The organism is Streptomyces dangxiongensis (genome assembly GCF_003675325.1).
GTDB lineage: Bacteria > Actinomycetota > Actinomycetes > Streptomycetales > Streptomycetaceae > Streptomyces > Streptomyces dangxiongensis.
In genome coordinates this window covers 3,423,664-3,439,577 of record NZ_CP033073.1, presented here as the reverse complement: position 1 = coordinate 3,439,577, position 15,914 = coordinate 3,423,664, and the positions used below count along the sequence as shown (strand labels likewise).

Here is a 15,914-nt window from a genome sequence, read left to right as displayed (position 1 = left end):
GTGAGGAGAGTGTGCGGTTTTGCCCCCAGTAACGAAGGAACGTCGGTGCGTGTGCGCCGGTTCCCGCAGAGGGCGCGAAGGGCGCGTGACCCCGGTCACTTCTGCCGGGCAAATCGGACACCATCTTTGTGCACGCGTTCACAAAGACATAGCCTGCTGTCGACGGGGCGGTCTGGTGACGTATGACCGCCTACAGCCCCGCTCTACCCGCAGGAGCACCGTGGCAACTGGCCGAACACACCGACCGGCGACCCGTAGCCGAGGGATTCCCGAGGCCACCGTCGCCCGGCTTCCGCTGTACCTCCGAGCGCTGACCGCACTGTCGGAGCGCTCGGTCCCCACGGTCTCCTCCGAGGAGCTGGCCGCGGCGGCGGGGGTCAACTCCGCCAAGCTGCGCAAGGACTTCTCGTACCTGGGCTCCTACGGGACGCGCGGGGTCGGTTACGACGTGGAGTATCTCGTCTACCAGATCTCCCGCGAACTCGGCCTGACCCAGGACTGGCCGGTTGTCATCGTCGGCATCGGCAACCTCGGCGCCGCCCTCGCCAACTACGGCGGCTTCGCCTCCCGCGGCTTCCGGGTGGCCGCGCTCATCGACGCCGACCCGGCGATGGCCGGAAAGCCGGTGGCGGGCATCCCGGTGCAGCACACCGACGAGCTCGAGAAGATCATCGAGGACAACGGGGTCTCCATCGGCGTCATCGCCACCCCGGCCGGTGCCGCCCAGCAGGTCTGCGACCGGCTCGTGGCCGGCGGGGTCACGTCCATCCTGAACTTCGCGCCGACCGTGCTGTCCGTCCCGGACGGCGTCGACGTGCGCAAGGTCGACCTCTCCATCGAACTCCAGATCCTCGCCTTCCACGAGCAGCGCAAGGCCGGCGAGGAGACCGCCGCCGGTGACGGCGCCCGGCCCGCCGCCACCACCCGTGACGCTTCCGCCGACCAGGGGCCCGACGGGGACGTACCCGCCGTGATGCCGGCATGAGTCTGCTCGTCGTCGGGCTGAGCCACCGCAGCGCCCCGGTCAGCGTCCTCGAACGGGCCGCGCTGAGCGCGGACGCCCAGGGGAAGCTCCTGCAGGACACGGTCGCCGCCGAGCCGGCCACCGAGGCCGCGGTGCTCGCCACCTGCAACCGCATCGAGCTGTACGCCGACGTGGACAAGTTCCACGCCGGTGTCGCCGAGCTGTCCACGCTGCTCGCCCAGCACAGCGGCGTCGGCCTGGACGAACTGACCCCCCACCTCTACGTGCACTACGAGGACCGGGCCGTCCACCACCTGTTCTCGGTGGCCTGCGGCCTGGACTCCATGGTCGTCGGCGAGGGACAGATCCTCGGCCAGATCAAGGACTCCCTGGCCCGCGCCCAGGACCTGCACACCGCCGGCAAGCTGCTGAACGACCTGTTCCAGCAGGCCCTGCGGGTCGGCAAGCGCGCCCACTCCGAGACCGGCATCGACCGCGCCGGCCAGTCCCTGGTCACCTTCGGCCTGGAGCAGCTTGCCGCGGGCGGTGCCGTGCAGGACTGGGCGGCGGGCCGCAGGGCGCTGGTCATCGGCGCCGGGTCGATGTCCTCGCTGGCCGCCGCCACGCTCGCGCGCGCCGGAGTCGCCGAGATCGTCGTCGCCAACCGCACCCTCGAACGCGCCGAGCGGCTCGCACTCCTGCTCGCGGAGCATCACGGACAGCGCCCCACCGGCGGCGACGCGTCCGTGACCGTGCGCGCGGTGCCCATGGACGCGGTGCGGGACGAGCTGACACGTGCCGACGTCGTCGTCTCCTGTACCGGGGCGACGGGTCTGGTGCTCACGGCGGAGACGGTCGCGCAGGCGGTCGAGGGACGCACCGGGCAACCGGCCGTCGCCCACACCGCCCACCCGGCCGGCAAGCCCGGCAACGCCAGGGTCTCGCCGTCCACCGGCGCCGACGACAACTGCCCGCTCGACCAGGCCGCCGTACAGCCCGGCTTCTCCGTCATGGGGGAGGCCGCCGTGGCCGGTCTGGACGCGGCCACCCTGGAGCAGCACGCGGCCTGGGTGGACAACGGGGTTTTGGACCGCCGCGAGCGCCGTACGCCCGAGGCGGACGCCGAGCTGATCACCGCGCTCGCCGCGACCGTCGCCACGGGCGCCCGGATCCCCGAGCGGCGCAGGCCCGAGCCGCCCGCCGAGCGGCCGGCCCCCTTCCTCTTCCTCCTCGACCTGGCCATGCCCCGCGACATCGACGCGGCCGTGCACCGGCTGGCCGGGGTGCGGCTGGTGGACATCGAGTCGCTGGCGGAGGCGTCGGTCGACGCGCCGATGGCGGCCGACGTCGACCAGGTCCGGCGTATCGTTTCCGACGAGGTGGCGGCCTTCGGGGCGGCCCAGCGGGCGGCGCACATCACGCCGACCGTGGTGGCGCTGCGCACCATGGCCGCCGACGTCGTCGCCGGGGAGATCGCGCGGCTCGACGGCCGCCTGCCCGACCTGGACGAACGCCAGCGCGGGGAGATCCGGCAGGCCGTGCACCGGGTCGTCGACAAGCTGCTCCACGCGCCGACCGTACGGGTCAAGCAGCTCGCGGCCGAGCCCGGCGGCGCCGGGTACGCGGACGCGCTGCGCACCCTGTTCGACCTCGACCCCGAGACGGTCGCCGCCGTCTCCCGGGCCGGGGACAGCACAGACACGAAGGGCCGACCGGCATGACTGAGAAGGCTTTGAGGCTGGGGACGAGGCGGAGCAAGCTCGCCATGGCCCAGTCCGGGCAGGTGGCTCAGGCCGTCCGCCGGGTGACCGGGCGCCCCGTCGAACTGATCGAGATCACCACGTACGGCGACACCTCCCGCGAGCACCTGGCGCAGATCGGCGGCACCGGCGTCTTCGTGACGGCGCTGCGCGACGCGCTGCTGCGGGGCGAGGTCGACTTCGCGGTGCACTCGCTCAAGGACCTGCCGACCACGCAGCCCGAGGAGCTGGTCCTGGCCGCCGTACCGGTGCGCGAGGACCCCCGGGACGTGATCGTCGCGCGGGACGCCCTGAAGTTCACCGACCTCCCGCGCGGTGCGCGCATCGGCACCGGTGCGCCGCGCCGCATGGCGCAGCTCAACGCGTACGCCCGCGCCCACGGCCTGGACATCGAGACCGTCCCGATCCGCGGCAACGTCGACACGCGGATCGGCTACGTCCACGCCGGTGAGCTGGACGCGGTCGTGCTGGCCGCCGCCGGACTGAACCGGATCGGCCGGATCGACGAGGTGACCGACTTCCTGTCGGTCGACACGGTTTTGCCCGCCCCCGGCCAGGGGGCCCTGGCGATCGAGTGCCGGGCGGGGAACACCGCCCACGACGCCGCACTCGTCGCCGCGCTCGGCGAACTGGACGACCCGTTCACGCGGGCCGCCGTCACCGCCGAACGGTCACTGCTCGCCGCCCTGGAGGCCGGCTGCAGCGCCCCTGTGGGCGCGCTGGCCGACCTTCCCCCACTCTCGGCTCCGCTCGAGCGGGGGGACCCCCAGGCCGACGGGCAGATTGTCAACGAAATGCGCCTGCGCGCTGTGGTCGGCACGACCGACGGCACGCGCATGGTGCAGCTGTCCACCACCGGTCCCGTGCCCCAGACGCACGACCGGGCGACGGCACTCGGTCGCGAACTCGCCACCGAGATGCTCGCCCAGGGCGCGGCCGGTCTGATGGGGGAGCGAGCACGATGAGCCCCACCGCCCTTACCGCCGGCCTGGAACACGGTCACGTCACCTTCCTCGGTGCCGGACCCGGGGATCCGGGACTGCTGACTCTGCGCGCCGTGGAGGCGCTGTCGCACGCGGACGTCCTGGTCGCCGAGCCCGAGGTGCTCGACGTGATCCGGACGCACGCGCGGCAAAGTGTCTCGGTCGTGGAAACGAACGCGGAACCCTCCTCGGTCTCACCGCCGGGCACGGGCACGCCGCAGCTCACGGTCGTTGACGGCACGTCAACAGCGACTGCGGTCCCGTCTCCTGCCCGGGATGCCGTCCATCTTGTCATGGAGGCCGCACGGGGCGGCAGGCGGGTCGTCCGTGCGGTGCCCGGGGACCCGGGACTTGATACGTACGCCGCGGAGGAAATGCTCGCCTGCGCCGCCGCCGGGGTGCCCTTCGAGGTCGTCCCCGGTGTCGCGGCCGTCGTCGGCGTGCCCGCGTACGCCGGCGTGCCGCTGCGGGACGCCCAGGGCGCGGACGTCCGGTTCGTGGACGCCCGGACCGCCTCCGACCGCTGCTGGACGGAGGTGGGCGCCTCGGACGGCACGGTGGTCGTCTCCACGACCCTGGACTCCGTGGCCGTGGCGGCCGGCGAGCTGGTCGCGGCGGGCCGCAAGCCGGACACCCCGCTGACGGTGACGATCGCCGGTACGACGACCCGGCAGCGGACGTGGACGGCGACGCTCGGCACGATCGCGCAGACGCTGAAGCAGGCGAAGGTGCTGCCGTCGCCGGACGGCGGCCGGCCGGTGATAGCCGTGGTCGGTGAGCGTTCCGCCGCCGCCCGGCGCGACCAACTGTCCTGGTTCGAGTCCAAGCCGCTGTTCGGCTGGAAGGTGCTCGTGCCGCGGACGAAGGAGCAGGCGGCGTCGCTCTCCGACCAGCTCCGGTCCTACGGCGCCGTGCCGCACGAGGTGCCGACGATCGCCGTCGAGCCCCCGCGCACGCCTCAGCAGATGGAACGTGCCGTCAAGGGTCTGGTGACCGGACGGTACGAGTGGATCGCCTTCACGAGCGTGAACGCCGTCAAGGCCGTCCGGGAGAAGTTCGAGGAGTACGGGCTCGACGCGCGGGCCTTCGCGGGCATCAAGGTGGCCGCCGTGGGCGAGCAGACCGCCAAGGCGCTGGTCGCCTTCGGCGTGAAGCCGGACCTGGTGCCGAGCGGTGAGCAGTCGGCGGCGGGTCTGCTGGAGGACTGGCCGCCGTACGACCCGGTGTTCGACCCGATCGACCGGGTGTTCCTGCCGCGGGCGGACATCGCCACGGAGACGCTGGTGGCCGGGCTGATCGAGCTGGGCTGGGAGGTCGACGACGTCACGGCCTACCGGACCGTGCGGGCGTCGCCGCCGCCGGCGGAGACCCGCGAGGCGATCAAGGGCGGTGGCTTCGACGCGGTGCTGTTCACGTCGTCGTCCACCGTGCGGAACCTGGTGGGCATCGCCGGCAAGCCGCACAACGTCACCGTGATCGCGTGCATCGGTCCGGCCACGGCCAAGACCGCCGAGGAGCACGGGCTGCGGGTGGACGTGATGGCTCCGGAGCCGTCGGTCCACAAGCTGGCCGAGGCGCTGGCGGAGTTCGGGATGCGCCGTCGCGCGGCGGCCCTGGAGGCCGGCGACCCGGTCACCCGGCCCAGCGAGCGGCGACCGGGAGCGCGCAGGCGTCGTACGACGACGTGACCTTCGGCTGACACGGTCCTCAGGGGTGCCCGGGCTTGTCCCGGGCACCCCTGAGGTGTCGGTGCCCGGCGGCGTACGGGAGGAAGGCCGCGCGTACTCGTCCGTCTGCAACCACCCATGCGGTCGAGAGCGGTGCGGCGGACAGAGGTGCGGCACATGTACCGCTCGGAGCGGCCCGTCGCCTGATTCGGGCGCTGAACGGACAGCGGCCGCTGGCGAGGCGGCGGCCGACTGCCCCGGGACTGCCGCAGGGCTCCGAGCCGTCCCTCGCGGGCCGACAGCACGTCGGCAAAGATGCTCCTGGGGCGGGCGTAGCGTAGAAGTCATGTCGAAGTACGGATCGTTCCCCGGTACCCGTCCCCGGAGGCTGCGGACCTCGCCCGTCATGCGGCGGATGGTCGCCGAGACGCGGCTGCACCCCGCCGACTTCATCCTTCCGGCGTTCGTCCGGGAGGGCGTCAGTGAGCCGGTGCCCATCGCGGCGATGCCAGGGGTCGTGCAGCACACCCGGGACAGCCTGAAGAAGGCCGCGCTGGAGGCCGTGGAGGCCGGGATCTCCGGGATCATGCTGTTCGGCGTGCCGGAGGAGGGCAAGAAGGACGCCCTGGGCACGGTCGGGACCGACCCGGACGGGATCCTCCAGGTGGCGCTGCGCGACGTGCGGGCCGAGGTCGGCGACGACCTGCTCGTGATGGCGGACCTGTGCCTGGACGAGTTCACCGACCACGGGCACTGCGGGGTGCTGGACGCCGAGGGGCGGGTCGACAACGACGCCACCCTGGAACGGTACGCCGAGATGGCACAGGTGCAGGCCGACGCCGGCGCCCATGTCGTGGGCCCCAGCGGGATGATGGATGGCCAGATCGGCGTCATCCGCGACGCGCTCGACCAGATCGGCCGCGAGGACGTCGCCGTCCTCGCCTACACCGCCAAGTACTCCTCGGCGTTCTACGGCCCCTTCCGCGAGGCCGTCGCGTCCTCGCTCCAGGGTGACCGCAAGACCTACCAGCAGGACCCGGCCAACTGGCGCGAGTCCCTGCGGGAGCTGGAACTGGACCTGGCCGAGGGCGCCGACATGGTGATGGTCAAGCCGGCCGGCCCCTACCTCGACATCCTCGCCCGGGTCGCGGACGCCGTCGACGTACCCGTCGTCGCGTATCAGATCTCCGGCGAGTACGCGATGATCGAGGCCGCCGCCGAGAAGGGCTGGATCGACCGCGACCGCGCCGTCTTCGAGACCCTCACCGGAATCAAGCGGGCCGGGGCGCGCAACATCCTCACCTACTGGGCCACCGAGGTGGCCCGGAAGCTGCGCTAGCGCCCGCGCTCACCGGCGGAGGCGGCGGGTCACCGGCGCCGTCGGGTCAGTCCCACCAGAACGACCAGCCGGTGGCGCCGACCAGCTCCCTGGCGTACGCGCCGACGCTCCCCGGTCCGCTCCGGGCCACGATGTCCGGGCACAGCGCGTAGTGCTCGGCGGCCAGGGCCTCGGCGTCCTCCGTCCCGGTGGGCGGCGCCGCGACCGACACGACCAGCGTGTCCCGGCCGAGGGCGACGACCCGGGCGCCGAACCGGTCCTCCCACGACCGCAGCACTGCGCAGACCCGGGCCACGTCCTGGTCGTAGTTGAGCGGGCCGGTCCAGCCGATCGCCGCCGGTATGTCGGCGGACCGGCGCGCCGGGACGAGCGCGAGGTGCGGTTCCTCGATCCACTCGCTCCACGTGCCCCGGTCGCTGTGCAGCGCGTCCGCCACCTGGGCGGCACGGGTCTCCGGGTCGGCTGCGAGGACACCGGCGGACGCGAGCCCCGGCCAGCGGGCCCCGAACGGCTCGGTCTCGTCGCTCACCTGACCGTCCGTCTCCTGCGACCAGTACTCCCCGAGGACCTCCTCGGCGTCGTGGTCCCCCGGGTAGGACGCCTCCGCCGGCAGCAGCGGCCAGTCCTCTGTGCCGGCCCGGCAGCCGGCCAGGTCCACCAGCACCGGCAGCAGCCCCACCCGGGCCGCCGGCGCGCCCAGCGCCTTCCAGGTGCCGGGCGCGGATCCCTTCTCGGCGTGCCACAGCAGCGGTTCGTGCCAGGGGCCGTCGCCTGTCGCGTCCACGAGTCTGCCGGGCGGGAGTTGGAGCCCCAGAGAACGCCCGCTGGGGTCGGTGGCCAGCCTGGGCAGCGGGTTGGGAAGAGTCGCCATGCCGGTGACTGTAGGGGCAGCCACTGACAACGGCCGGTCGGCCGGGTCAGACCAGGGTCGTGATGCAGAACGGGTGCCCGGCGGGGTCGAGCAGCACCCGCCAGCGGTCCGGCTGCGGCTGGGTCTCCGGCTTGGTCGCGCCCAGCGTCAGCAGGTGCGCCTCGGCCGCTTCCAGGTCGTCCACGCCCACCTCGATGTGGGCCTGCTTCTGCTCGGCCGGGTCCGGCCAGGTGGGGCGGCGGTGGTCGGGGACCCGGCTGAAGCCCAGGCCCGGCCCGCCGTCCTTGCCGCCGAGGAAGACGAAGTCGTCGGAGGAGTAGGCGACGGGCAGGCCGAACATCTCGGCGTAGAAGCGCGAGAGTTCGGCGGGGTCGGCGCAGTCGAGGGTGACGGCGGCGTAGCGGAAGGCGGGTGCGGAAGCGGTGTCCGTGGTCATGGTGAGGACGGTAGGACACGACCAGGACAGGTTCGGTCCTGGTCGTGTGAGACTTCCGGACGTGATCAGCGCCTCCGCCCGTCTGCTGCGCCTGCTGTCCCTGCTGTCCTCCCGGCCGTCCTGGACCTGCGCCGAACTGGCCGAGCGCATGGAGGTCACCGACCGCACGGTGCGGCGGGACATCGCCAAGCTGCGGGACCTCGGTTACTCCGTCGACTCCGACGCCGGCCCCTGGGGCGGCTACCGTCTCCGTGCCGGCTCCCGCGTGCCGCCGCTGATCCTCGACGACGAGGAAGCGCTCGCCGTGGCGGTCGGGCTGCGCGAGGCGGCGCTGAGCGGCGCCCTCGGAGGCGATCAGGCCGCACTGTCCGCACTGCTGAAACTCCGTCAGGTGCTGCCGCGGCGGATCGCGGACCGGCTCGGCGAGATGGACGACGCCTTCGTACGCCTCCCCGGACCCGACGCGCCGCGGATCAGACCCGGCATGCTGCTGGACCTGGCCGACGCCTGCCGCCGCGGCGAGCGGGCCCGGCTGTCGTACACCGACGGGCAGGGGAGCGCCACGGTCCGGGACATCGACCCCTACCGTCTCGTGCACACGGGACGGCGCTGGTACTTCGTCGCGCGGGACGTGGCCCAGGGGCAGTGGCGGACGTTCCGGGCCGACCGGGTCGACCGCCTCCAGCCCACCGGGCAGCCGGCGGACCTCACCGACCCGCCCGACCCGGCGCGGCTCGTCTCCCGCAACATCGCCAACGGTCCCTACCCGCTGGCCGCGACCATCCGCCTGCCGCTCCCCCTGGACCAGGCGCTACGGCTCATTCCGGCCACGGTCGGCACCCATCGCCCCGACGGTCCGGACGCCACCCTCGTGGACATCGGCGGCCCCGACGCGGACGGCCTGGCCCGGTACCTCCTCGGGTTGGCGACACCCCTGCGGGTCCTCGCCCCCGAGGCGGTACGGCAGTCCCTGCTGAGGCTCACCCGGGACCTCCTCGAAGCGCACACGTCCCCCGGACCGCCCGCGGAGTGAGAGCGGGCCGCGGGGCGCCGTGGTTCCCGGGGAGGCCCGTGTCACCAGAGGCCGTGCTCCAGTTCCTCGAGCGCCAGGTTCCACTGCGATTCCTCATCGGCGAACGGTGTGGGATCGAAGGCACCGACCACACGCCTGAAGCGTTCGGCGAGTTCCTCAGGATCGACATCGTTCTCGTGATCGGCCTCGATCTTACGGAACTCGACGAGGCTGAATTGCAGCGACTCGATATCGCGATGGAGCAGGATGTACTCTTCTTCGCTCTCCGGAAAGGCGTACACTTTTCCGGAGAGGGGATCCAGGGCGATCAGTGAAGTGAAGAGGTAGCCCAGCAGCCACCAGCTCCGGCTCTCCTCCGGGCAGGACAGTCCGTAATGGTCGAAGCGACTGCCGAGGATCAGCGGATCGAACCCGGACCCGTACGCATCCTCCGGGTTCTCTTTCGATATGAAGGCGTCGGAATGGGGAAGTCCCACGGAACTCAGGAGAGCCGACGCGCGCGACTCGACGGACTCGCCGGTCGAGAACCGTGGGAAATAGACCACGTTCGTGAGTCCGTAGGCTTCGATCATGGCGGCGGGGGTCACTGCGAGATTCACAGGCGCATCCTAGCGTGACGCTACAGGCCGAGGCTCTTCTTCAGGCCGTTCAGGTACTGGGTGTGCTCTTTGTTCGTGGTTTTCATGTTCTGGTCATAATAATCGGCGACGTGTGTCACCTTGAGGTCCGAGCCGAAATGGTAGTCCAACCAGCGGGCGCACACCGGATTCTTCTGACAGGGCTCGCGTTCTGTGAAGATCTCCCGGAGCCTGTCCTTCTGTCCCGAATGCAGGATCGGGAACCCTATCATGCGCTCGGAATGGCCCTTCTTGTTGCTGTAGCCGACGAGGACCGATTCCCTTCCGCCCGCGTCGATGTAGCGACCTGCGGCATAGTTCGTTCCCCCGCCGTCACCGCGCGCGACACGTGCCGCCTGCGTGGCCTGGGCCAGATCGCTGGTGGATGGGTCGATCTTCGCCGACTTCGCCCTGCCGGGATGCTTGCTCTCGGCGTGGAATTCAGCCTTCGCTCTGGGTGTGTCAGGGATATAGAAACGGCCGTCGTCGCCGACGATTCCGTGCAGACGCTTCTTGTCGTGGCCGTCGAGGTCCCCGGTGCCGCCGTCGGCGTGCAGTCGCTGCACGGCACCGTCGGCGTGCAGCAGGTACGTACGCGTTTCACCGTCCTCACCCGCCTTCCCCGTCTTGATCCGCTTGACCCGGTCGCCGATGTCCAGGTCGTTGTCCTTGTGGAGGCGGGACGTGGCCTTCACGCGGTTCGGGACGGTGTCGGTGAGGTGTTCGCCGACCTTGGCGAGCGCCTTCTCGCAGCCCTTCAGACCGCCGTGCAGCATCGATTCGAAGACCTGCGTGAACGGGTCACGGCCCTTCGTGCGGCCGAAGGCGCCCTTGGCCCGGCCGAGCGGGGCGGAGCTGGCCAGGTGGAGTTCACTGCCGTGCGAGAAGAGTTTGCCCGCCCCGAACTCGAACTCGTCATGGTCGATGAAGAGGTCGGCTCCCGACCCCGGCCCCGAGCCGCCGGACGCGGAGGCCAGTTCCAGGCCGCCGGCGCCGCCCGCGGAGGCCAGTTGCATGCCGCCGTGCCCGTGTCCGTGTCCGCCGCCGCCTCCTTCGGGGGACGGCGGGAGGGAGAAGGCGCTGTCGACCAGGTTCAGGACCGCGTCCTCGACCATCGCCTCCAGCTTGGCGTTGACCGGTTCGGTGACCCGGGCGATCAGCTCATCCACGATCCGGTCGGCGGCCTCGTCGATGATGCGTTTCACCAGTTGCCGCATGGCCGCGGTCTCGGCCGCGCCGAGCACGGCGGACAGGCCGCCGGTGACGAACGCCAGCCCGACCGAGAGGCCCACCGAGCCCGCCATGACGGCGAGTTCGGCCTCGGCCTTGGTCTTCATGCCGAAGATGATGTCGGCGACGACGTCGCAGGCCTCCCCGAACAACCGGGCCAGTTCCGGGATCTTGTCCAGGTGGCCGGCCTTGACCTGGGACCAGTGCTTCTCCATCGCATCGACGGCCCACCCCTGGGAGGAGGACAGGACGCGCTCCACGGCCTTGTGCGCGTCCGCGCCGTGCCCCTCGAACTTGTCGGCGAACTCCCGCATGGCGTCGGCCATCTCGCGGTAATCGTCCTCGTCGACGTTCGGGAAGTTGATGCCTATGAAGTCCAGGACCTCGTCCAGCCAGCCGGGCAGCGTGTAGCCCATCCCCCGTGACGCCCCCTCGTTCTCATGATCATCCTAGGAACAGGGAGACCCTAACGGGAGGCGGCCGTGCGGGCGCAAGGGCCGCACGCGTTCCATGGCGTGGCTGTGACAACCCGCACCCGGCAGGCACCGGACGAGTGCGGGGAGTTCAGGATGGGCGCAGGCACACCAAGGTCTCGTCCGTGCCGACCAGGAGAAGACCGGAGGACGTCACGGCGAGCGAACGCACCGGAGGACCGGGGCGAAAGACGCGGACCGCGCCGTCGTCCAGGGAGTGGCACTCGACCAGCCCGTCCGCCCACCCGACGGCGAGCACCGGGCCGGCGTCCGAGGCCGCGGCGGCCAAGGCCGTCACCGGGCATGACCGCGCCCGGACAGGAGAAGCCGGCGGCTCGGCCCCGGGGCTCCAGGCCCGCACCGTCCCGTCGGCACCACCGCTGTAGATCAGGGGGACGCTCGCGTCGTCGGACACGGCGAGGTCCAGCGCGGCCAGAGCGGTGACGTCTCCTTCGTGCAACCGGACCGTATGCGCCGGTGGACCGTCACCGTTCCCGTCCGTCGGGAAGGCGTGTACCCGCCCCGTGTCGTCCGCCACGGCGAGCAGTGCCTCGGCGACCGCCAACGCCTCGGCCGGCCGCCCCAGCCGGGTCGCCGCGGCCTGGACCAGGCGTTCGTGAGGCGTGGGGCCGTCGGCCAGCAGCGCCGAGAGACCCGTGGCTCTCGACGTGGCGGGACCGCGCCGGGTGTGCGGCAGCCCCTGTGCGTCCGTCGAGGAGGAACACCGTCCCGTCGGACCCGGCGGCCACGGTGCGCGCCCGCCGCACGGGCCGCGGCAGTCGGCCGACCGGACCGGCGTCCTTCTCGTCCACCAGGCGGACCGTTCCCTGGTGGTCGGCCACGAGTACGATCCCGGCGAGTTCCCCGCGCCCGGCCGAGAGCGCGTGTGCCGGCCCCGGCCACGGCGGCCGGACGTCCCCGCGCACCCTGCGCCAGACGACCTGCCACGCGGCGCCCCCGGCCAGGTCCGCGAGCCTCCGCGGGAGTCGCGGATCGACGTCGTCACCCGATGCGGCCAGCAGGACCAGGGCCCGTTCCGCGGAGTCCCGTGCACGGGTCAGGGACGCTCCCGCCCGCAACCACGCCGTCCGCAGACCGCCGTGGTCGTGCCCGGAGCGCTCGTACAGGCGCGTCACCTGCCACGGGTCCGCGGCACAGACCGCCGCGGGATCATCCAGGTCGGCAGGGGGAAGCGGTGTTCCGGTTCCCGCGTCGGCCGGCCGGGCGGCGGAGCCGCCGGCCGCGGCCCACAGCGCGTACCGCTCCGGGTCGGTCCACCGTGCCTCGTCGAGGTCCATCACCGCGGCACGCCCGGCCAGGAGGCCATGGACCGGGCAACCGCCGCCGCGCAGTTCCACGATCAGCCGGACGTGCCGCGACTCCAGCAGCCGCAGGACGAGTTCCGCGACCGTCGCCGGGTCGTCGGCCGCGTGCAGCTCCGGCAGCACCAGCACCGTGGGGCGTTTGTCCGCGGCCAACGCGCTCACCAGCTCGCCCGGGGTGCGCGCGGACACGAGTAGCTGCTGAGCCAGTGTCCACGTGGCCGTGAGCACGCTTTCACCGGCCAGCGGGACGAAGCCGTGCACCCGGCGTTCCGCGCGCACTCCCGGCCGCGTGCCGTGTCCCACCAGCCAGGCCAGCAGCGTCGACTTGCCACAGCCCGCGCTCCCGGTCACCAGACACAGCCGGGGCGCGTCCGCGTCGGCCAGCCAGGCCAGCAGGGCCGCGGCGGCAGGCTCGCGTCCCGCCGCCGGGCGCCCCCACTTCTCCTCGGCCACGGGCGGTTGCCCCTCTCCCGACGCCGTCCCTCCCGGCGGTGTCACCCGCGGTCCGCCTGCTCCGCCGCGTACGTGATCAACTCCTTGAGTCCCTCCTCACGGGACCCGGCGGTGGAGCCGTAGTCGAAGCTGTGAGTGAACTCCGCGTGGGGGAAGGTGGTTTGCAGCCATGCGGCGCAGTAGTGGCCCGGCATCATGCAGGGTTCCAGCTCGCAGTAGACGCGCCGCACCTGCTCGGGAGCGACGCCTTCCGCCCGCAGCCGGTGCCAGACCAGCTCCTCGGGGTGCGGGCGTCCCGGGCCCGTCGCGTCGGTGACGATTCGCTTGTCGCCCGCCGCGTCGACGTACTCGAACGCCGACGAGAACGGGAAGTTGAGGGTGTGCCGCACGTCGTCCAGGACCTTCGGCCACCAGCTCTCGCGCTCCGCGAAGGCGTCGGCGTCGATCTGCCGCAGTTCGGCGTTCAGCTCGCGGAACGCCGCCGCGGCCACCGGCAGGCTGGTCGAGGCGGCGATCACCGGGAGCCGTCGGTCCAGCGCCGCCAGCGCGGCGTTGAACTCCGGGACGCCGGAGCTGACGAACATGTCGTCCTCCTCCAGCCCCACGAACACCGCCTGCACCGCGCCGTCCGGCCGCACGCACAGATGCGCCAGCGGGTCCGTGCCGATCCGCAGCCAGTCCTCCCGCCCGGCGGGCGCCCGCACTCCGCGGTGCCCGGCGGTCATGCCCAGGGTGGGCCCGTCGGTGTCACCGGCCGCCGTGAAGTACGGCGTCACGTGCAGGGGAACACCGGTGGCCGCCAGGACCTCACGGGCCGTGTCGGGCAGCCGTATCCCGTACGAGCCGGGCACCGTGAACCGGCGCATGCCGTCCGCGCCGAAGTGGGCCACGGTCGGATCGGGGACGGGCTCGGGCATCGGGTCGCCTTTCGGTCTGTGGAGAGGGTCTCCACAGACTCTAAGGGCTGCGGATCAGAGCTTCTCGGGGGTCCGGATGCCCAGCAGGGCCATGCCCCGGTGCAGGGTGCGGGCCGTCACGTCGCACAGGAAGAGGCGGTTCTGCACCTGCTCCGGCGTCTCGGCCCGCAGGACCGGGCACTTGTCGTAGAACGTCGTGAACAGGGACGCAAGCTGGTAGAGGTACGCCGCCAGCTTGTGCGGGGCGTACTCCCTGGCCGCCTCCGCCACGGCCTCCGCGAAGGAGTCCAGGTGCAGGCCGAGGGCGCGCTCGGCGTCGGCCAGGGCCAGCTCCGGGCGGGCCGCCGGGCGGACCTCGCCGGCCTTGCGCAGGATCGACCGGATACGGGCGTAGGCGTACTGGAGGTAGACGGACGTGTCGCCGTGCAGCGAGACCATCTGGTCCAGGTCGAACTTGTAGTCCCGGTTCGCCGACGTCGACAGGTCGGCGTACTTCACCGCGCCGATGCCCACCTGGGCGCCCCGCTCGGCGATCTCCTCCTCGGAGAGGTCCTGGGCCTTCTCGCGGACCACGGCCGACGCGCGCTCGATCGCCTCGTCGAGCAGGTCGACCAGGCGGACCGTCTCGCCCTCACGCGTCTTGAACGGCTTGCCGTCCTTGCCGAGGACCGTGCCGAAGGCGAGCTGGACCGCGGTGACGTCGTCGTTCAGCCAGCCGGCCCGGCGGGCGGTCTCGAAGACCATCCGGAAGTGCAGCGCCTGGCGGGCGTCGACGACGTAGAGCAGGGTGCTCGCCTTCAGGTTGAAGACGCGGTCACGGATCGCGGACAGGTCGGTGGCCGCGTAGCCGTAGCCGCCGTCCGACTTCTGCACGATCAGCGGGACCGGGTCGCCGTCCGGGCCCTTGATGTCCTCGAAGAAGACGCAGAGGGCGCCCTCGGAGCGGACGGCCACGCCCGACTCCTCCAGCAGGCGGCAGGTCTCGGCCAGCATGTCGTTGTAGCCGGACTCGCCGACGATGTCGGCGTCCCGGACCTCCATGTCCAGCTTCTCGAAGACGGAGAAGAAGTAGATCTTCGACTCGTCCACGAACCGCTGCCACACGGCGAGCGTGTGCGGGTCGCCGGCCTGGAGGTCGACCACCCGGCGGCGGGCCCGCGTCTTGAACGCCTCGTCGGAGTCGAACAGCCTGCGCGCGGCCTTGTAGAGGCGGTCGAGGTTCGACATCGCCTCCTCGCCCGAGATCTGGGCGTCCTTGTGGTCCAGCTCGTGCGGGTGCTCGTCCAGGTACTGGATGAGCATGCCGAACTGGGTGCCCCAGTCGCCGATGTGGTGCCGCCGGACCACGTTCTCGCCGGTGAACTCCAGCAGCTCCACCACCGAGTCGCCGATCACCGCGCTCCGCAGGTGGCCGACGTGCATCTCCTTCGCCACGTTCGGCTGGGCGTAGTCGATCACCGTCGTACCGGGCGTGGCGGCGTACGGCACGCCGAGGCGGCCGGTCTCGTCCGCGTAGCGCTCCGCCAGCGTGGTGGTGATGGCGCTGTCGCCGATGGTGATGTTCAGGAAGCCGGGGCCCGAGACCTCGATGTCCTTGATCAGGTCGCCGGACTCGACGCGGGCGACGACCTGGGCGGCCAGCTCCCGCGGGTTGGCCTTGGTCTTCTTGGCGAGCGCGAGGATGCCGTTGGCCTGGTAGTCCGCCCGGTCGCTTCGTCGCAGCAGCGGGTCGGCGTCGGCGGCCTCCGGCAGGGTGGCCGAGAGGGCGGACGCGAGGCGCTGCTGGACGGAATCGGTGAGGGACGTGACCGAGGCCATAGGAAGGGGTGCCGTTCTCCTCGTCGGA

General features: G+C 72.0%; 14 protein-coding genes and 1 pseudogene. 6 read left to right on the top strand and 9 right to left on the bottom strand.

What is annotated here, in order from left to right; genetic code table 11:
* Nucleotides 1-220 precede the first annotated feature (220 nt).
* The 5 genes from D9753_RS15255 (at nt 221) to hemB (ending at nt 6,713) form a co-directional block, all read left to right on the top strand.
* On the top strand, nt 221-985 hold the full coding sequence (locus D9753_RS15255; RefSeq protein WP_121787511.1) for a redox-sensing transcriptional repressor Rex: 765 nt from the start codon (nt 221-223) through the stop codon (nt 983-985).
* Nucleotides 982-2,685 carry a glutamyl-tRNA reductase gene (locus tag D9753_RS15250; RefSeq protein WP_121787510.1) on the top strand — a complete coding sequence of 568 codons (1,704 nt, stop codon included), beginning with the start codon at nt 982-984 and terminating at the stop codon, nt 2,683-2,685. Before D9753_RS15255 ends, D9753_RS15250 begins: the two co-directional genes overlap by 4 nt.
* Nucleotides 2,682-3,689 carry a hydroxymethylbilane synthase gene (gene hemC, locus D9753_RS15245; protein WP_121787509.1) on the top strand — a complete coding sequence of 336 codons (1,008 nt, stop codon included), beginning with the start codon at nt 2,682-2,684 and terminating at the stop codon, nt 3,687-3,689. The genes D9753_RS15250 and hemC overlap by 4 nt, the downstream gene beginning before the upstream one ends.
* Nucleotides 3,686-5,395, top strand: a complete 1,710-nt coding sequence (locus D9753_RS15240) for a bifunctional uroporphyrinogen-III C-methyltransferase/uroporphyrinogen-III synthase (RefSeq protein ID WP_121787508.1) — start codon at nt 3,686-3,688, stop codon at nt 5,393-5,395. The genes hemC and D9753_RS15240 overlap by 4 nt, the downstream gene beginning before the upstream one ends.
* Before the next feature lie 325 nt (nt 5,396-5,720).
* Nucleotides 5,721-6,713, top strand: coding sequence for a porphobilinogen synthase (gene hemB, locus D9753_RS15235; RefSeq protein ID WP_121787507.1), 993 nt, complete (start codon nt 5,721-5,723; stop codon nt 6,711-6,713).
* 46 nt (nt 6,714-6,759) lie between these two features.
* On the opposite strand, the gene D9753_RS15230 is transcribed toward hemB, so the two are convergent.
* Both D9753_RS15230 and D9753_RS15225 read right to left on the bottom strand, forming a co-directional pair.
* Nucleotides 6,760-7,584, bottom strand: coding sequence for a DUF4253 domain-containing protein (locus tag D9753_RS15230; protein WP_121787506.1), 825 nt, complete (start codon nt 7,582-7,584; stop codon nt 6,760-6,762).
* A gap of 46 nt (nt 7,585-7,630) precedes the next feature.
* A complete protein-coding gene (locus D9753_RS15225) occupies nt 7,631-8,020 on the bottom strand; it encodes a VOC family protein (protein ID WP_121787505.1) in 390 nt (129 codons plus the stop codon).
* 61 nt (nt 8,021-8,081) lie between these two features.
* On the opposite strand from D9753_RS15225, the gene D9753_RS15220 reads away from it, so the two are divergent.
* Nucleotides 8,082-9,053 (top strand): helix-turn-helix transcriptional regulator, encoded by a 972-nt coding sequence (locus D9753_RS15220; RefSeq protein WP_240468166.1) that lies wholly within the window; start codon nt 8,082-8,084, stop codon nt 9,051-9,053.
* Nucleotides 9,054-9,094: 41 nt separating this feature from the next.
* Here the strand turns inward: D9753_RS15220 and D9753_RS15215 are convergent, their stop codons facing one another.
* The 7 genes and pseudogenes from D9753_RS15215 to argS form a co-directional block, all read right to left on the bottom strand.
* Nucleotides 9,095-9,652 (bottom strand): SUKH-4 family immunity protein, encoded by a 558-nt coding sequence (locus D9753_RS15215; protein WP_240468165.1) that lies wholly within the window; start codon nt 9,650-9,652, stop codon nt 9,095-9,097.
* Nucleotides 9,653-9,672: 20 nt separating this feature from the next.
* Nucleotides 9,673-10,236: a nucleic acid/nucleotide deaminase domain-containing protein gene (locus tag D9753_RS39700; RefSeq protein WP_240468461.1), complete on the bottom strand. Its 564-nt coding sequence runs from the start codon at nt 10,234-10,236 to the stop codon at nt 9,673-9,675.
* Nucleotides 10,237-10,281: 45 nt separating this feature from the next.
* Nucleotides 10,282-11,316, bottom strand: a pseudogene (locus D9753_RS39695) (WXG100-like domain-containing protein); the annotation flags it as partial.
* Nucleotides 11,317-11,464: 148 nt separating this feature from the next.
* Nucleotides 11,465-11,833, bottom strand: a complete 369-nt coding sequence (locus tag D9753_RS37920; RefSeq protein WP_240468164.1) for a hypothetical protein — start codon at nt 11,831-11,833, stop codon at nt 11,465-11,467.
* Between the two features lie 25 nt (nt 11,834-11,858).
* Nucleotides 11,859-13,151, bottom strand: a complete 1,293-nt coding sequence (locus D9753_RS15205) for an ATP-binding protein (RefSeq protein WP_240468163.1) — start codon at nt 13,149-13,151, stop codon at nt 11,859-11,861.
* Nucleotides 13,152-13,192: 41 nt separating this feature from the next.
* Entirely contained in the window at nt 13,193-14,068 is an 876-nt protein-coding gene (locus D9753_RS15200; RefSeq protein ID WP_121787504.1) for a nucleic acid/nucleotide deaminase domain-containing protein, read from the bottom strand.
* A 54-nt stretch (nt 14,069-14,122) separates the two neighbouring features.
* Nucleotides 14,123-15,886 (bottom strand): arginine--tRNA ligase, encoded by a 1,764-nt coding sequence (gene argS, locus D9753_RS15195; protein WP_121787503.1) that lies wholly within the window; start codon nt 15,884-15,886, stop codon nt 14,123-14,125.
* Between the last annotated feature and the right edge of the window lie 28 nt (nt 15,887-15,914).

Bases quoted from the DNA above. Each gene is read 5' to 3' on its own strand.
- D9753_RS15230 (WP_121787506.1), bottom strand. From the start codon at position 7,584: ATGGCGACTCTTCCCAACCCGCTGCCCAGGCTGGCCACCGACCCCAGC.
- D9753_RS15200 (WP_121787504.1), bottom strand. From the start codon at position 14,068: ATGCCCGAGCCCGTCCCCGATCCGACCGTGGCCCACTTCGGCGCGGAC.
- hemC (WP_121787509.1), top strand. From the start codon at position 2,682: ATGACTGAGAAGGCTTTGAGGCTGGGGACGAGGCGGAGCAAGCTCGCC.
- argS (WP_121787503.1), bottom strand. From the start codon at position 15,886: ATGGCCTCGGTCACGTCCCTCACCGATTCCGTCCAGCAGCGCCTCGCG.
- D9753_RS15240 (WP_121787508.1), top strand. From the start codon at position 3,686: ATGAGCCCCACCGCCCTTACCGCCGGCCTGGAACACGGTCACGTCACC.
- D9753_RS15225 (WP_121787505.1), bottom strand. From the start codon at position 8,020: ATGACCACGGACACCGCTTCCGCACCCGCCTTCCGCTACGCCGCCGTC.
- hemB (WP_121787507.1), top strand. From the start codon at position 5,721: ATGTCGAAGTACGGATCGTTCCCCGGTACCCGTCCCCGGAGGCTGCGG.
- D9753_RS15250 (WP_121787510.1), top strand. From the start codon at position 982: ATGAGTCTGCTCGTCGTCGGGCTGAGCCACCGCAGCGCCCCGGTCAGC.